At 63.7% G+C, this 15868-nt stretch carries 12 protein-coding genes; 4 read left to right on the forward strand and 8 right to left on the reverse strand.

Annotated elements, in window-relative coordinates; all coding sequences use genetic code 11:
* From AAGI46_08665 to AAGI46_08685, 5 genes are all read right to left on the reverse strand, one after another.
* The coding region (locus AAGI46_08665) for a hypothetical protein (protein MEM1012280.1) at positions 1-1175 on the reverse strand (1175 nt) is incomplete at its 3' end.
* Positions 1172-2332 carry an ABC transporter ATP-binding protein gene (locus AAGI46_08670; protein ID MEM1012281.1) on the reverse strand — a complete coding sequence of 387 codons (1161 nt, stop codon included), beginning with the start codon at positions 2330-2332 and terminating at the stop codon, positions 1172-1174. The genes AAGI46_08665 and AAGI46_08670, both read right to left, overlap by 4 nt.
* Before the next feature lie 114 nt (positions 2333-2446).
* Positions 2447-3835, reverse strand: a complete 1389-nt coding sequence (locus tag AAGI46_08675) for an SPFH domain-containing protein (GenBank protein ID MEM1012282.1) — start codon at positions 3833-3835, stop codon at positions 2447-2449.
* Positions 3832-4767, reverse strand: coding sequence for an SPFH domain-containing protein (locus AAGI46_08680; GenBank protein ID MEM1012283.1), 936 nt, complete (start codon positions 4765-4767; stop codon positions 3832-3834). The genes AAGI46_08675 and AAGI46_08680 overlap by 4 nt, the downstream gene beginning before the upstream one ends.
* A 47-nt stretch (positions 4768-4814) precedes the next feature.
* Positions 4815-6893 carry an SPFH domain-containing protein gene (locus tag AAGI46_08685; protein MEM1012284.1) on the reverse strand — a complete coding sequence of 693 codons (2079 nt, stop codon included), beginning with the start codon at positions 6891-6893 and terminating at the stop codon, positions 4815-4817.
* Between the two features lie 141 nt (positions 6894-7034).
* On the opposite strand from AAGI46_08685, the gene AAGI46_08690 reads away from it, so the two are divergent.
* The 3 genes from AAGI46_08690 to AAGI46_08700 all read left to right on the forward strand — a co-directional run bounded on the left by AAGI46_08690 (position 7035) and on the right by AAGI46_08700 (position 10863).
* A complete protein-coding gene (locus AAGI46_08690; protein ID MEM1012285.1) occupies positions 7035-8027 on the forward strand; it encodes a hypothetical protein in 993 nt (330 codons plus the stop codon).
* Positions 8028-8030: 3 nt separating this feature from the next.
* The gene (locus AAGI46_08695) at positions 8031-10034 is read left to right on the forward strand and encodes a cation-translocating P-type ATPase (GenBank protein MEM1012286.1); all 2004 of its coding nucleotides are present in this window, start codon (positions 8031-8033) and stop codon (positions 10032-10034) included.
* Positions 10035-10458: 424 nt separating this feature from the next.
* Positions 10459-10863, forward strand: coding sequence for a hypothetical protein (locus tag AAGI46_08700; protein ID MEM1012287.1), 405 nt, complete (start codon positions 10459-10461; stop codon positions 10861-10863).
* 15 nt (positions 10864-10878) lie between these two features.
* Here the strand turns inward: AAGI46_08700 and AAGI46_08705 are convergent, their stop codons facing one another.
* The 3 genes from AAGI46_08705 to AAGI46_08715 all read right to left on the reverse strand — a co-directional run bounded on the left by AAGI46_08705 (position 10879) and on the right by AAGI46_08715 (position 13294).
* Positions 10879-11598 carry a hypothetical protein gene (locus tag AAGI46_08705; protein ID MEM1012288.1) on the reverse strand — a complete coding sequence of 240 codons (720 nt, stop codon included), beginning with the start codon at positions 11596-11598 and terminating at the stop codon, positions 10879-10881.
* A 196-nt stretch (positions 11599-11794) separates the two neighbouring features.
* Complete coding sequence (locus tag AAGI46_08710) at positions 11795-12769, reverse strand: type II secretion system protein (protein ID MEM1012289.1); 975 nt, start codon at positions 12767-12769, stop codon at positions 11795-11797.
* Between the two features lie 9 nt (positions 12770-12778).
* Positions 12779-13294: a hypothetical protein gene (locus AAGI46_08715; GenBank protein ID MEM1012290.1), complete on the reverse strand. Its 516-nt coding sequence runs from the start codon at positions 13292-13294 to the stop codon at positions 12779-12781.
* Between the two features lie 438 nt (positions 13295-13732).
* On the opposite strand from AAGI46_08715, the gene AAGI46_08720 reads away from it, so the two are divergent.
* The coding region (locus AAGI46_08720; protein MEM1012291.1) for a S8 family serine peptidase at positions 13733-15868 on the forward strand (2136 nt) is incomplete at its 3' end.

Here is a 15868-nt window from a genome sequence, read left to right on the forward strand (position 1 = left end):
AATCGGAGTTGAAGTCGACCCGCGCTGAGGTCTCTTCCGATGATGTCGTCGAGGCCGAGGACAGTGTCGAGCCCGATCTGGCCTGGCCGAATCGCCTGGCCGTCGTCTAGCGTGATCCCGGCCTCGCTCAACCGTTGCGCGATCTCGTCTGCATCGGCGCGAAGCTGGGCGTCGAGCTCCATCGCCGCCTCGCGGGCGGGCAGCAGACCGGCGAAGCGATAGGTGTTGCCGTTGCCAGGGCCTGCCTCCACCTTGAGAAAGTTGACGCGCTGCTCGTTGAGCAGGTCGGAGAGCACCTCAGCGGTGCCGCGACGCGTCAGGCGATCAGGGTCGGTGCGACGAACCTCAGCCAGCCTTTCCTGCGCTGCCTGCTGGAAAGATGTCTCAGAGCCTGCCTTGGCTTCCTGTCGAGAAACCAGAACGCGGTTGTTGACATAGTCGCGGTCGACGTCGTCCATCTCCGGCTGCGGACTGAGCCAGAGCGTGGCGATCCCGTAGGTCAGGATTGCCCAGATTCCGACCAAGAGCGCGCTCGGCAGTGCGACGCCCAGCCATCGACCAATCAGATACGCCCAGCGCGGGACGGGCTTGACGAAGACATCGCCACCTCGCCGGCCTTCGAGATCTCCGGAGACGGCCGAGGCGGAGAGGAAGATCGTGATCGCTCCGAGAAGCAAGAAGCCCAGCAGTCCGCTGAACGTCAGGAACGTCTGAATCTTGTACCGAAGTGGCTGTTCGATCGTCGACTGTGCGAAGAACGGCTGACCGGCGAGGACGACGAAAAGGATCGCCAGCAACACCGCGACGGTCTTGTTGCGCAGCACCTCGTCCAGCCCGGCCCGTGCGATGGTGACGACGCTGGCGAGCGGCGTCTTGGTCAGTGCCTCGATCGCCAGAACGCGCCGCAAAACAGACAAGCCGACGGCGCTCAGCCACGTGCCGACGAAGATGACGGACAGCGCACCGGTCAGTCTCGCCAGAGCCCTGCCGTCGAACCAGTTGAACGGCGAGACGAAGCCGACTTCGTCCTTGACGCCCTGTGCGATGCCGCCGCCGATGACGACGATGGCTGCCGAGACGACCAGAGGCACGAGCCACACAAGAACGCGGCGCAGCGCATGACGCCACCGTGCCGGCTGCTTCGTCGAACCGATCGTGGCGTCGAAGGCGGTCACGACTTGCGGTCCTCCTTGGAAGTGTCGCCAGTCAATCCAGACAGCACGTCATCATCCACGTCGGCTGAGACCGGCGGCGGGGCGGGTGCTTCGGTTGCGGGCTCGTCGGGCTTCTTGTCGTCGAGGTCGAGCAGCACCGACTCGTCTGGCTGCTCGACGACCGGTTCGGCGGGTGCGACGGGCTCTGGCTCGATCGTCTCGGGTGGGCTTTCGGCCGACAACTGATCGAGCAGGGCTTCGCCTTCGCCCGTCGGCTCGGACAGGAAGCCGGCGACCTCGCCACCCACGGCCGCACCGGTGGTGGTCTCGCCGCCGCGTGTTGCTGCGTCGATGACGCCCATGAAGACGTCCTCGAGCTTGCGTTTGGGATGGCGAACCTCGGCGACCTCGCGACCGGTTTCACGCAGCATCGAACTGATCCGTTCGATCGTCGCGCCTTCTAATGGCTGGCCTTCGACCTCGAACGCCTGACGTTCGGCAACGCGGAGCAAATCGTCCGTCGTCCCCTCGGCCCGAATGCGGCCGCCGTACATGATGATCAGTCGGTCGCAGACGTCTTCGACCTCGCCGAGCAGGTGCGTGCAGAGGAGAATGGTCTTGCCGCGGTCGCGGAGGGTTTTGATGAGGTCTTTGATCTGCCGGGTGGCGATCGGGTCCATGCCGGTGGTCGGCTCGTCGAGGACGAGCAGGTCCGGGTCGTTGATGAGCGCCTGAGCGAGGCCGACACGTCGCTGCATGCCTTTGGAGTACTCGCCGACCGGGCGAAATCGAGCGGCAGTCAGGCCGACCATGTCAAGCAGGCTCTCGACGCGTCCCTTGCGCTCGTGCCCCGGAATCTTGAAGAGCCGGCCGTAGAAGTCGAGGGTCTCTTCGGCGTTGAGGAAGCGATAGAGGTTGCTCTCTTCGGGGAGGTAGCCGATGCGGCTCTTGAGGCTGACGTCGTCTGGCCGCTTGCCGAGCACGGCGATCTGGCCGTTGGTCGGATGGAGCAGGCCGAGGATCATCTTGATCGTCGTGGTCTTGCCGCTGCCGTTGGGCCCGAGCAGGCCGACCACTTCGCCACGTCGTGCTGAAAGGTCGACGTCCTGAACGGCTTTGACGCGTGGCCGCATCCAGAAATCGCGGAACGTTTTGCCAACGCCGCGCAACTCGAGCACGTTCTGTCCTGCCGTGCTCCGGCCGTTTTCGGCAGGAAGCGTCGTCGTGCTCGGTTCGGCTAGGGACACAGTCGATGCTCTTTCTTGATGGACAACGATGCTAGTCAGTGAGACTCATTCCCCGCTGATTCCGAGCCTTCGCCGCTCCGCGTCTCGCGCTCGCTCGGGGTCGGCTGGCACCTGAATGACAAGGCGCTCGGTCTCGGGCAGGTATTCCACGGTCGCCTCGTCGCGACCCAGGATGTCTCGGAGCGTCGACAGGACGAGCCTGGCCCGGACTCGATTCGGATCGTCGCGGAAGGCTGGCAACAGCTTCATCGTCCGCTCCTCCAGCGACTCTGCCTGCCTGCGCAGCGTGCTCGCTTCGGTCCGTGCTCGACGGACGGCTTCGAAAGCTGTTCCACTGATGACAGCGCTTGCGTTCGCCACCGATTCGGCTTCGAGCCTCTGGCTCAGCAGTTCGTCCTCAACGGAAGCGGCGAGCGTCGTGAGAACGAGCCCGACTTCTTCTCCGCCAAGGATGCGTTCGATCGCTTCCTCTGCTGCTGCGAGCAGTTCCTCGTTCTCCGCAGCGTCGGCGAAGTCATAAGCCTCGATGGCGAGCAGCAGGCCTTCGGCCGCGTCGCCGGCGGTTGTGGTCATGGTCGTTCGGCGGAACGCTTCACCGTTGCTGACGCTGGTCGCCGAGAACTGAAGGGCCGCGTTGAGGGCGTCGAAAGCCGCCCGGACGGACGGTGGAACGGTGGCTTCGGGTCGTGTGACGCTCGTGAGTTCGATGCCGACGTCGAGCTCGTCGAGCGTCTGCTGGGCAGCTGCGCGGATTGCGTCCTGCGTGTCGGTCTGGGTGACACCTTCAGCCGAACGATTCGCGCGGATCGCATCGATCGTTCGCGACGACGCGTCGGCGACGACAGCTTCCTCAACCGCGGTCCGGACGATCACGTCGGCGTTGGCGAAAAGGGCATTGAGCCGAGCCTCACCTTCCATTCGTTCCACCGCCGCGGGATCTTCCGGTCCGGCTCGCGTGAGAAAGGCGATAACCGAGTCGTCGGGCCTGACGCGATAGAGGACGTCGTACCGGGCGTAGATGATGTTGCGATCGCCCGTCAGCAGCAGTCCGAAGTTTGCATCCTGCTGACCAGGAACGGGCTCCTGCTCTGCCAGCGGTGCACCCGGATTCCGAGCCTGGAACACGAAAGAGCGATCGATCCGAAGCAAGCGATCGGTGGTGGGTACGCGTACGACTTCCCCCACCGGACTGGGCCAGCGAAAGTAAGGCCCGCTGCCGGGTGTAAGTGCCTCGCCGGCACCGGCACCCGTGATCTTGCCGAAGGACATGCGAACGGCAATCTCGTTCTGGTTCACGGTGAACACGCCCGTGAGGAAGAACGCGACCAGTAACAAGGCAAACAGCGCTCGCAGGACGACGAAGCTGATCTTGAGCGCGTCGCCAAGCCCCCGTTGTGGCGGAAGCGGCTGTGTTTCGTCGAAGGCATTGGTCACTCGGTGCCTCCGCTTGCTGAGTTGGACGGCTGACCCATCAGCGTGTTGAAGGGATACATGTCCCCAACCTTGATGTACCACCGATCCCGTCCGTTGATGGACCGTCGGACCGCGTCAAGCTCATCGAGCAGAAGGGCCAGGTCAGCCGCATCGCCTTCGAGCCGAGCAAGCGTTTCCGCTTCCATCTGTTCGCCACGACTTTGAATCGTCGACGCCTGCTGTCGAGCAAACGCGAGGATCGTTCGTGCGTCCTCGTTTGCGCGGGTGATCAGAGACTGTCCCTGCGTTTGGCCACGATCGCGAGCTCGCCGAGCCAACACTTCGCGCTCGGCCCGCATCCGATCGAAGACGCTCTGCGTCACCGCGGCGGGCAGTTGCAGCTTGGTGATTCCGACGGACTCGATCGTCAGTCCGTAGCCGCGATCGTCGAGGCCGGTCTGAACGAGTTCATGGATTCGGCCAGCGAGCTCGTCGAGTGTCTGACCTGATCCTTCAAGGTTGGCAAGCTCATCGAAGCGGTAGTCGCCGGCAAGGCCGTTGGCGGCGCGGACCCGCGTTCGGAGCTGACGGGTCGCGGCATCCATGCTGCCAAGCGACTTGTAGAAGGCCAGCGGGTCGTCGACGCGCCAGTTGAGCGTGATCCGGAGAATAATGCTCTGCTGGTCTGCAGTGGTTACCTGCTCGATGGCCGCCTCGAGCACTTGCACGCGCGTGTCGAACCGAGCAGCGATGCGCTGGATCGGCCAGGGGAGCTTGAAGTGCAGGCCGGCGTCGGGCTCGCCTCCTGGAGCGTTCTTGACCGAGTTTTCGTCCGCGCTGCCGAGGGTCGTGACGATGACCGACTCGTTGTAGCGCACGCTGTACGCCACCGCATATCCCGCAAGGACGGCCGCGAGCAGAATGGCGACAAGGATGTTCAGGAAGCGTTTCATCGCTGAAATGGAGTGCCTGTAGAGACCTAAAGACTTGCTAGGTGCGGCTAGTTGGCGTCGCCGCTCGGCGTGCCTCGAAGGCCGGCGAGGCCGAGATTCTGCTCGCCCTCAAAAATCAGGTGAATGGACGAGTCCGTCAGGAAAAACTCCTTGGGACGCTCTGCGTATGCCTCCGCCAGCGTGCGTAGCCGCAACCGGCGTGAGACCATCTCCCGCGCCTGAGAGAAGGCGTCTGCCAACGCCGTCGCGCGTGCCGTGCGACCTCGCGCACTTGCTTCGACCTCGTAACGACCGCCGCGGGCGATGACCAGCTCGTCTGCGGCCGTTCCGCCTGCTCCGCGGATGGCGACGGACACCTGCGCTTCACGCTCACCGAGATCCGATCCGGAGCTCGGTAACTCGTTGAGCATGGTCGCGATGCGCCTCGCGTCATCCGGAGTTCCAGCGGTTCGAGAAAGGATCGCCTCTGCCTGGACACGACCCTCCTCGGTCAAGCGAAGCTTGTCCTGCTCAGAAGCCACTGTCTCGTTAAAGGCGGCCGCAATCGACTGAGGCGGCCGAACGCTGTTCAGGCCGACGGACAGAATCTCAATGCCCAAGGGCTCCGCTTCGACAGCAGCCAGGAGTCGCTCTTCAATGGCTGCGGCGATGTCGACTCGACGTGCGCCGATGGCTTCGTCGACGTCGTACTGGGCCAGCTCCCTCGCAAGGGCTTGGCGGGCCATGACTTCGAGCCGGTAGATCGGATCCGCGTAGCCGGTGATGTAAGCTTCCAGGTTTTCCTCGTCGATACGCCAGTGCACCGTCACGTCGGCTGCCGCGAGGGAAGCGACCGGGGCTCTGGTCGCGCCTTGCGCTTCGGTCTGATTGGTTTGGACTTCGCTGGTCGCACCGAGGAGGAACAGGTCGCGGTCGCCGGTGTGCTGCGTTTCCCAAAGGAAGGAGGGATGATTGAAATCGTCCGTGTGCGTTCCGACGGTCAGCCGATTGGTCCGTGCAATGTCCTCGACAAACGCGCGACCGATGGGCCACGGCGGCTTGAAGTGGATGCCGGGCCCCAGCGGTTCTGCACCGAGGCGTCCGAACGTCGTCGTTACGGCCACCTGTTGCGGTCGCACGACGACGATGGTGCTCAGCAGGACGAGCAAACCGACGCCGACCAGTAGCAAGCCCGCTGCCGATCGCTTGAGCACGCCGGCAAACCAGCTCTGTGTGACCTCGAAGCCGAACTGGTAGCGGAACGCCTCGTTGAGCTGCCGTGCGACGCCGCCCGGGCTGACGACGAACTCGATGACGCGTGCGTTGAACGCAGGGCGGCGGTCGTCGAGTGTTTCGCCGGCTGCAACGGGGCGATACAGCTCGAGAATCAGATTGAGCAAGATCTCCAGGCCGACGAGCAGCGTGATGGCTGGGATCGCATAGGCGATCGGTGCCACCAGCCAATCAATGTCCAGTGATGCCTTGGCCGCCCCGGTTGCGGCAACGAGTGCGAACAGAAGGACGCCGCCCAGCAGGTACACCGCAGCGCCGCGGATGAGCGGCCGGTTGTTCGAGGTGCTGGTCCCAAGCAGGTAGAAACCAGCAACAAATCCAGCGAATGCGGCACCGCCCGCCAATCCGGCCAGCAACGCCGCATCCGGCAGGGTGACGCCCGTGAAGTCCTTGGCCAGTGTCGACCGCAGGCCCGTGAAGCCCAGAACGGCTGCACTCAGGCCGACGATCAACCCGGTGCCCGGCACGCCGAGTCGCAGGAACTTCTCCAAGCGTCTGCCAGCCGGGCGAGCGTCGATCTCGCTCTCGAAGATGGTCTTGGCCGCGTCGCCGTCACGACTGGCGGCTTCGAGCTCAAAGGCCTCAGCAGCTCGTGCTTTCCGGAGAATCGCGGCGATGAGCGTCGCGCCCCAGACCAACAGCCCCAGCACGACGAAGCCGATGACGCTGAGATCTGGTGCGAGTTGCTGGGCGGAAAGGAGGAAACTCGCCGCAACGAGCACGACCTGCGCTCCCAAGCCGACGAGTGCGGCATTCACCGCCGCGCTCTGGGCGGCGAGCGGCTCGGGGGATTCCCCAGAGGAGGAAGGAAGAGACGAAGCTGTCGATGTTGCGTTGGGTTTCGGCTCCGTCATGTTGATTGGCCGGTGGTTCGCCGTGCGTCCGACACGGTAGACGCTGCGAAGAGGTCATGGACGCTCCGTCATTGACGGTGCTTCGCGTGTCGTCGCCCCAAACGTCTTCGCAAAGGGTCGGCGTAGGCTTCACCCGCCACCATGTGGATTCAGCTCTACGCAGTCGCCCGCAACGCCATGGTGGAATCGGTACGCCAGCGGTTCTTTGCCGTGTGGCTGGGCCTGATCGGCTTTCTGCTGGTGATCAATCCGTTTCTCGCGGCGTACACGTTCAGCAACGACGACGCGCTCGCGAGCGACATGGGATTGTCGATGCTGCTGATCGGCGGGCTGGTCTTGGCGGCGTTCGTTGCCAGTGGCGTTATCGGCCGTGAAATTGAAAACAAGACGGCGCTCACCGTTGTCAGCAAGCCGCTCGCCAGGCCGGTCTTCGTCATCGGGAAGTACCTCGGCGTGCTGGCGTCGCTGGTCGTCGCGTGGTGGATCTGGACGCTGCTGCACCTGATGTCGCTGCGTCAGGGTGCATTCAGCACGGTCCGCGTTCCGTGGGATCGCCCCGTCATCGTCTTCGGCCTCGGCACGGTGTTGGCGGCGACGATGATCGCCATCTCGGCTAACTATTTTTTCCGCAAGCCGTTTACCGGTGCCTGGGCGCGGTGGTTGTCAGTCCTCCTGCCGCTCGGCGTCCTAGCAGCAGCACCGTTCAACCACGAATTCGCGACCGAGCCCAACGGCGAGCTGTTCGACCGTGGGCAATGGCTGGCGGTCTTTTTGATTCTCCAGGCGACGATGGTCTTCGCGGCCGTGGCCGTGGCGGCCAGCACCAGGCTCGGGCAGTCTGCGACGCTGGTCGTGATGCTCGTCGTCTTCTTCCTCGGCATTACCAGCGACTACGCCTTCGGACGAAGAGCCGCCGAAGCCGCAGAAGCGGGAGACGTCGCCGGGTGGGCCAAGATCGGCTACGCGGCTGCGCCCAACTTCCAGTTCCACTGGCTGGGCGACGCCATCTCGCAGGGCACGATCGACCAAGTCGGCTTCCGCTTCATTGCGCTCGTTTCGCTGTACACGCTCTGCCTCGTCATCGGCGTGCTCGGGCTGGCCGTCGCGCTGTTCCAAACCCGCAACGCCTCGTAATCCATGACTGCGATTGCCGCACCGAGTCTTCCTGAACGCCCCGCTCCGACCGTCGAGGTCGATGAGCCGACCGGTGGTATCGGCGCACGCCTTTTTCTGACGCTCGCGGGCGGAGTGCTGCTGCTCGTCGCGGCTGGGGCTTCGTGGTTCCTGCCTGGCGTGGGTGATGATGCTGTCAGTTGGCACGCCGCCGTCGTCGCCGCGATCGCCGCAATGTTGCTCGGCCTGCCGATCGTGGCCGACGCCTTTAAAGGCCTTCGAGATGGTCGCGTCCAGGTCAACAGCCTGGCAGCTCTGGCCATCGCTGCCGCGTTCGTTGATAACCTCTACCAGACCGCCGGCTGGATCGCCTTCTTCATGTCGCTCTCGACGCTGATCGAGAGCCGAACCGCGCTCGGTGCCCGCCGGACCATCGAGCGCCTGCTCCGCCTCACGCCCAGCAAGGCCCTCAAGATCGACGGCGAGAACGAGACCATCGTCGAAGCCAAAGACCTCCGGCCTGGCGACGTCGTCCGCGTCCGCCCCGGCGACAACCTGCCGGGTGACGGCGTCATCGTCAAAGGCGGCTCCAGCGTCGACCAGGCCAACATCACCGGTGAAAGCCTGCCCGTCGACGTCGATGAAGGCTCTGACGTGTACGGCGGCACGACCAACCTGACGGGCCTCATCGACGTCCGCATCACCAAGGCCGGCAGCGACACCACGCTCGGCCGCGTCCAGGAACTCGTTCTTGAGGCTGAGGGTTCCAAGACCCAGGCCCAAAGATTGGCCGACCTGTACGCCAGCTACCACACGCCGACGATGCTGATGCTCGCGGCCGTCGTCTGGTTCTTCACGCTCGACATCGAACGGTTCATCGCACTGCTCGTCGTCGCCACACCGGCCGGCATCATCCTCGCCACGCCGACCGCCATGGTCGCCGCACTCTCGGCCGCGGCACGGCTGGGCATCCTCGTCAAGAACGTGACGGTCCTGGAGGAAGCCCGCAACCTCTCGGCCGTCGTGCTCGACAAGACTGGCACGCTCACCACCGGCCGGCTCTCCGTCTCGCGGCTCGCTCCGGTCGAAGGTGTGGAGCCGGCGCAGCTGCTGTCGGCCGCGGTTTCGCTGGAGCAGAACTCGACGCACCCGGTCGCTCGGGCCGTCGTCGCCGTCGCGGAGAAGGCTCGCGTCAAGCCCGAGCCGGTCGACAACTTCGAGGAAAAAGGCGGCCTGGGCGTCGTCGGCACCGTCGCGGGCGAAGAAATCCGCGTCGGCCGCGAAGCCTTCTTGAAGGACGCCAACATCGCGTTCGACCTGCCCGAGGACAAGCGTCCGCCGGATCACGTCAGCGTCCTCTACGTCGCCCGCGCGGGCCGACTCCTCGGCTGGATTGGCCTGGAAGACAAAGTTCGCGACGACTCCGCTGCCGCGGTTGAACTGCTGAAGGAGCAGGGCGTTCGCCAGGTCGTGATGGTCACCGGCGACCGCTGGGGCGTGGCCCGCCGCGTCGCTACCGAGACCAAGTGCACCGACGTGCAGGCCGAAGTCCTGCCGGCCGACAAGCTCAAGGTCGTCGAGGGCCTCAAGCAGAAGGGCCACGTCGTCGCGGTCGTCGGCGACGGCGTGAACGACGCCCCGGCCCTTGCCGCGGGCGACCTTTCCGTCGCCATGGGCGCTGCCGGCAGCGACGTCGCGATCAGCAGCGCGTCCGTCGCGCTGATGAACAACCGCCTCGACCGGATCCCGTTCCTGCAACGCCTGGCCCGCAGCAGCGGCCGGGTGATCATCCAGGGCATCGGCATCAGCCTGGGCTTCATCATCATCTTCGGCACCCTTGCCGCCGCCGGGCTGATCAACCCCATCCTCGCCGCCGCGTTGCACGCCCTCTCGAGCGTCGTGGTCGTCTTCAACTCGGCTCGTCTTGTCCGGCAAGGCGAAGAGCTCGACGCGACCCCGATCGACGACGACACGTTCGAAGACCGCCTCCGCGAAACAATCACGCCTCAGCCGGTCGTGACGAGCTGATTCCGGCAACGACGGCGCTCGATCCCGGCTGAATCGATTTCAGATCGGCCTGTGGGTTCAGGTGGCGACAGCCAGTCGAGGTGACTGAGATCTCAATCGACTCCACGTCGAACGGCCGCGGTCAGAGACCCGCAGTCAGAGGGCTAGGTCACCGCGTGCCCAGCACTCTCGGCGTTATCAGCTAGTTTCGTTAAAGCGAGTCTTGCGACCCACCCGATTTAGGGGTAGTGTCCTACCCGCAGTACGCTGGAGCGAGGCGGCCGTCGGGGCGTCGCCAAGCTTGCGGCGCTGCAGGGTTTTTGACATTCCCCACCCCCCCCCGGCCGGTCCCTTGCTCACGCGAGGGGCCGGTCTTCGTTATTGCTTACTGAAACCCACGAAATGGGGGGTTGCCGATCGCGTGGGTGCCTGTAGCGTCTATGATATGGCATGTCACACGAAAGGAAGTTGTTCGTACGACGACCAGTCGTTCGTCCGGGTCATTGAGCAAGTCAGCGCTAACGGTCCAAGGCAATGCGCGGCCAACGAGCGTCTGTTCGTTGTCTGCAACTATGACGCCCCGGGACGCTGGAAGGCGACGCTTGCCCCGGGCGAAGAAGTGATCGTGGAAACGGATGGGAACCCAGGGACGCTGGGAAATTGGACGATTCAGAAGGTCGGTTTTCCGGTACCGATCATCGGGTGTGCCGACCTGCCCACGAAGAACGAAGGCGGCACGGTCACGAACACGTGCACCGCATACAAGTTCCAGTCACTCTCGACCTACAGCGACGGATCCACCGTCTTCAGTCTTCAGCAGGTCGACTTGTTGAACAATGGGTCGTGTTAGCCCATTTCGATCCCGTCATTTCGCGTCGGGTGGACGGGGAACCAGGCGGTGCAGGTCGATCTCCTGCATCGTCTCCTGAGTCAGGCTTTCCGTTGGGCCCAGGTCTTTGAATGCAATAGCCGTGGTCTTCTCGTCTGTGGTACGAACCAGCACAACGTCAGCCACCTTCGCGTTGACGAAGCCGACACGTTGGAAGCGATTCAATCGCCCACCGACGCGAGTCTCGAACACTCCCTCTCCTTGAAGGCGGTAAGTCCGCCCGGCAAAAACACGCTCGATGGGGGTCCAGTCACGTTTTTCGAGAATGACAGTGGTGTCAGGTGCGAACTGGATCGGGAATCCCTCCGCGTCAAAGTCGATTGCCCCACGTTGATTGCCTCGTTCCCAACGGATGTCGCGTTCGGGGTCTTCAGCGGCTGCTGTTCCTACACCAGTAAGAAACATCAGGCTACCGAATAGCAGCACCGCTGCAGCACCGCCGGCTGCACCAGCACGACGCAAGGTCGTTGCGGACCGAAGCCGTGAGAACGCAGATCCCTCCAGCCGTTCGGCAACGAGGACCTTCACGTCCAGCTGATCCACAGCCCGGCGCGATTGTGCTGGAGGGACACTCCGGGTAGTCGGTTCGATTTCTTCTTGGATATACAGCGCCATCAGCTCCCCACGGCTGCTCACCATGTGAGCGCGGTACAGATCTTTCACATGGCCGTGAACCGTGTGGTAGCTGAGTTCCAAGTGAGCAGTAACCTCCTTCTCACTGTCGCCCAGGAGGAGACGTTAAAGAACTTCCTGCTGGCGAGATGTGATCGTTCCCGGCTTGGGAATCCTACCGCGGCACGGTCTGGACCCGAGTTCTCCCGCGGTGAGGTCGCTCATGAGTATCTGGATACCACGTGTGCTAGTTTTTCGCAAGCGCGTCAGCGGACTCAGGTCAGCGGCGTGGGAACTTGATTTTGAGCATCCAACGCCGGAATTCGGAATCATGGATCCCTTCGGAGTCGGGCTTGCCGCGTTGAAAAGCGGCAACACTACCGTCAGTCCGGGCGACGTTGCACCGGTTGCCATATCGGAAACGGGCCGGCATCCAGTTGCCCGGCTCGGTCACAAATGACAGTGGAACGCCGAAGTCTCGGTCGTTCGGAGCATCAGCTTCGTCGCCGAAGACGCGGATAGACGCGTCAGCGCGTAGCAGGGGGTCGTTGGCTACCGGGTCCGGTCGGGTCCGGTCGCGGTACCGGGCAAAAGGAGTGTCGCGTTTGGTGTAGAAACCGAAGGCTAGTCCGTCGTCAACTCCCGAGAAACCGACTGTCGCCGGCACTCCTGCTGGTGAAACGCCCGGACCAGCCGGACTTGAAGCAGAGGAGTAGGCAGCGCTGGTCCAGAAAAGGGCGGTGTCCGGGTACAGCCGCGGGAGCTTAGCTGGAGCGGCCTCTGCCTCACGGTGATTCGTATTTCTGACGGCGAACAGCAGCGGAGCTGGCATCGCGATCGGATTTGCTCCGTAGGCCGGTGTTGCAGAGATCGGCACACCCGGTGCACGCCAGGGGATGGGAGCCTCCGCATCGCCACCGTCCGACCACCGTGCGAGTGTGTCGGCCCACGTTTCAACTTGCTCGACTGCGAGCAGGTCGGTGGTCGCCTGCGCATTCCCGTCGTACGCGAGCAGGCCAAATGGCAACGAAGCATCTTGCTCGTGGGCGTAGCCGAGACTTGCCGCCGCGATAGATCTGAGATTGGCGGCATCAACCGTGCCACGCGCTGCGTCAACTGAGCGGGACAAGGTCGGAAGCAGCAGGCCAATCAGTAACGCGACGATGCCGATCACGACAAGCAGCTCGATGAGTGTGAACGCACCGATCCGAGAGCAGCCGTGACAAATCGCACTGGTCCGTCGTTGCGGGCTCATCGGATCAACCTAGCCTCCTCGACGGCATAGAGCCAAGCAGGCAACGCCGGTCAAGATCAATCCCGTGCCAGGTTCCGGAATGTGCCCGAAGTTTAACTGCCCGATGCCGTCAACCGTCCCGTTGTAGGGACCGAAGTCGAAACTCGTTACGCCGGCTTGAACGAAGACGTACGGACGGTCCGGATCGAGGGCAACCGCCACGTTCGTCGGGTCGAACGTGCCGCCGCCGACGCCCTCGTACGCGATCAGGTTCGAATCCGGGGCTTCGGGATCAAAGACGTCAGCGTAGATCAATATTGCCCCGTCCCAGAAGACCCCATCATCGAGCAGAAAGGTCTCGGTCGTGAACGTGTATGTTCCGCTCGCAGAGACTTCGAACGGGATCGCATCGAATCCCACTCCCTGGTTGCTTGGGCCGAGGTCAAAGCCGTCGACAAAGGGTCGATCGAAGGTCTGACCGAGAGGGAGCACCTCCCCGTCAAACAGGACAACTGCTTGGACGGCTGGGGCCAGAGTCAGCGACACGACAAACGTTGCAACGGCGAGGCTTTTCATTTTGGGGTTTGGGCACGAAGAGAGCGGTGAAGCCGCTCCAGAGGGCGTCTGTGAGCCGCTTGCTTCATTGATTCAGCCCCACACAATCCCCAGCGTGCTGCGTTGAGATCGTAATGCGATGCAGAATCATGCGGAACGGTGTTTCCAGTTTCACAGCCAGTTTTTGCGGAAACGGTTTGCGTTGTGGCGTTTGAGCGCTTGCTGCTGACCATGCCCGGCGAGCACGGACCTGTCGACGGATTGGAAGGAGGACAGAGCTCAAGCGCCTTGCGGAGTGACAGGAAGTTGGCAGACTGTCGCCTGCTGCTGAGGCGGAGGATGGCGGCCGGGGTTTGTGCGATCTGCGGGAGACAGGCTCTCGTCACACACCGGCCATGCCAAACATGTTCCGCCGGCGGCGTGACAGCCATGCGTACCAACCGACTGTCGTACCCCGTTGTCCGAGCTGCAATCGAAACGCTCGAGCCACGTCGTTTGCTCGCTTCGCTGTCTGATCTGGCGGGCCTCGATGCCTTGCAGTTGCCGGCAACGCCAGGCTTCGGTGATGAGGCTCCGCTGGTCAACAACGCCGCCGTCGCAGAAGACGCGCCGGCGGCAGACCCGCGGGCCGACCTGTTCTGGCTGGCCAATCACCTGCCGGCTGACGAGCTTCAGGCGTTCGAGCGTGTCGACACCAATCTGCTTGCGCTCTACTCGCGTCAGCTGAGGGCACCGGCCTCGTTCAGCGGAGCGGAGGAGTCGCTAGGCAACACGCGGGTCTCAGATGCCTTCATCTTCGATAGCGGCATGCCGATGGTCAGCGTCTCTGCAGACGACATCGCCGGGGTCGAGGCGCTCGCGGCTGAGTTGGTCGACGCGGGGCTGCGTCTTGTCGAGACTGCTGCGACCGACGGCTACGCGACAGTCGACGCCTACCTGCCGATCGGAGCGCTGTCGCGTGTCGTCGGGCTCGACTCGGTCCGGTCGATCACCATGCAGGCCAAACCTGTCACGTGGGCATCGCAGTCCGATGGCCCGAGCGTCAATCCGAGGACGGGCTCTGTCGACAGCGAGTGGGACCTGCTCAGCGGTGCCGAACAGCTTCGCCGAGTTCGTCCGGCACTCGACGGCAACATCATCGACTTCGGCGTGATGAGCGACAGCATCAACCGCGTCGGCGGAGGCGTCGCGGCGAGCGTGGCGACGGGCGATCTGCCCACGGGCATTGTCGTCCTCGACGACTACACGGCCAGCGATGCCAGCGACGAAGGCCGAGCGATGGCCGAGCTGATGTATGACATCGCACCGGCCAGCGACTTCATCTACCACACCGCCTTCGAGGGTCTCAACAGCTTTGCCCAGGGCATCGACGACCTTCGCGTCGCGGGTGCCGACGTCATCGTCGATGACATTGGCTACGCGCAGGACCCGGCCTTCCAAGACGGCGTCGTCACGCAGGCCGTCGACAACGTTTACCTCAACCACGACGTTCTCTACTTCTCGTCGGCGGGCAACGCCAACGGAGAGACGTATTTCGGAACCTGGTCCGACAGCGACGGCGACGACTTCCACGCCTTCAACGGTGGCAGCGACGAGCAGCTCAACTTCAACCTCGCTCCGGGCCAGCAAATCCGAAGCTACCTGCAGTGGGATGACGCGTGGGGCTCTGCGGATCGGGACTTCGATTTCTTCCTTTACGACTCCAACGACAACATCGTCGCCAGCAGCACGACCAACAACAACGGCGTCTTCGGCATCGGCCGGACCGACCCGTACGAGTTCCTGAGCTACACTAATCCGTCGTCCACGCAGACGCGCAACTACTACCTCGCGATCAGCTACAGCGATGGCGACAGTCCGAACGGCACGCGCTTCTTCCTCGGAACGTTCGACATCAACCCCGGCAACACCGCCGACAACGACTGGGGCGGCCCGGCGGTCTACGGGCACTCCAACGCACGGTTCGGCTTCGGTGTCGGTGCGTCGCCGTGGTTCAACCCGACCACGATCGAGCCGTTCAGCAGCACCGGCGGCATCCCGGTCACGCGGAGCGACAGCGGCGTGTCCATTACGCCGCAGTTCCGTCAAAACCCGGCCTTCGTTGCGGCAGACGGTGTGAGCAACACGTTCTTCGGCAACAGCAACAACTTCTTCGGCACCAGCGCCGCAGCGCCCAACGCCGCCGCCGTTGCGGGCTTGCTCCAGGAAGCCAATGGCGGCGCTCGTTCACTCACCTGGACCGAGACGCGTGACCTCTTCCGCGACTCGGCTGTCGACCTGGGCGCGAGCGGCTATGACGACGTCTGGGGCTGGGGCCGCATCGATGCCCTCCACGCCGGCATCCTCGCTGACGGTCCGTTCAGCAACGAGAACTACATCGAGCTCAACCAGTTCGGCGACGGCACGTTCCGGGCCGACTTGATCAGCAACACCGACCTCGACCGCGTCTTCTACGCGTTCGACAACGCAGGCTTCGCCACGACGACCGTTGATGCGCCCGTCTATGACGTTGCGATGCAGGTCTTCCAGACCAGCAACGAGAGTCTCATCGGCCTCGACAGTGAA

It is taken from the genome of Planctomycetota bacterium, from assembly GCA_038746835.1.
In the GTDB taxonomy this organism is placed as follows: Bacteria; Planctomycetota; Phycisphaerae; order Tepidisphaerales; family Tepidisphaeraceae; genus JBCDKH01.

Coding starts and splice junctions, on each gene's coding strand:
- AAGI46_08680 (MEM1012283.1), bottom strand. CDS start 4,767: ATGAAACGCTTCCTGAACATCCTTGTCGCCATTCTGCTCGCGGCCGTC.
- AAGI46_08685 (MEM1012284.1), bottom strand. CDS start 6,893: ATGACGGAGCCGAAACCCAACGCAACATCGACAGCTTCGTCTCTTCCT.
- AAGI46_08690 (MEM1012285.1), top strand. CDS start 7,035: ATGTGGATTCAGCTCTACGCAGTCGCCCGCAACGCCATGGTGGAATCG.
- AAGI46_08695 (MEM1012286.1), top strand. CDS start 8,031: ATGACTGCGATTGCCGCACCGAGTCTTCCTGAACGCCCCGCTCCGACC.
- AAGI46_08700 (MEM1012287.1), top strand. CDS start 10,459: ATGGCATGTCACACGAAAGGAAGTTGTTCGTACGACGACCAGTCGTTC.
- AAGI46_08710 (MEM1012289.1), bottom strand. CDS start 12,769: ATGAGCCCGCAACGACGGACCAGTGCGATTTGTCACGGCTGCTCTCGG.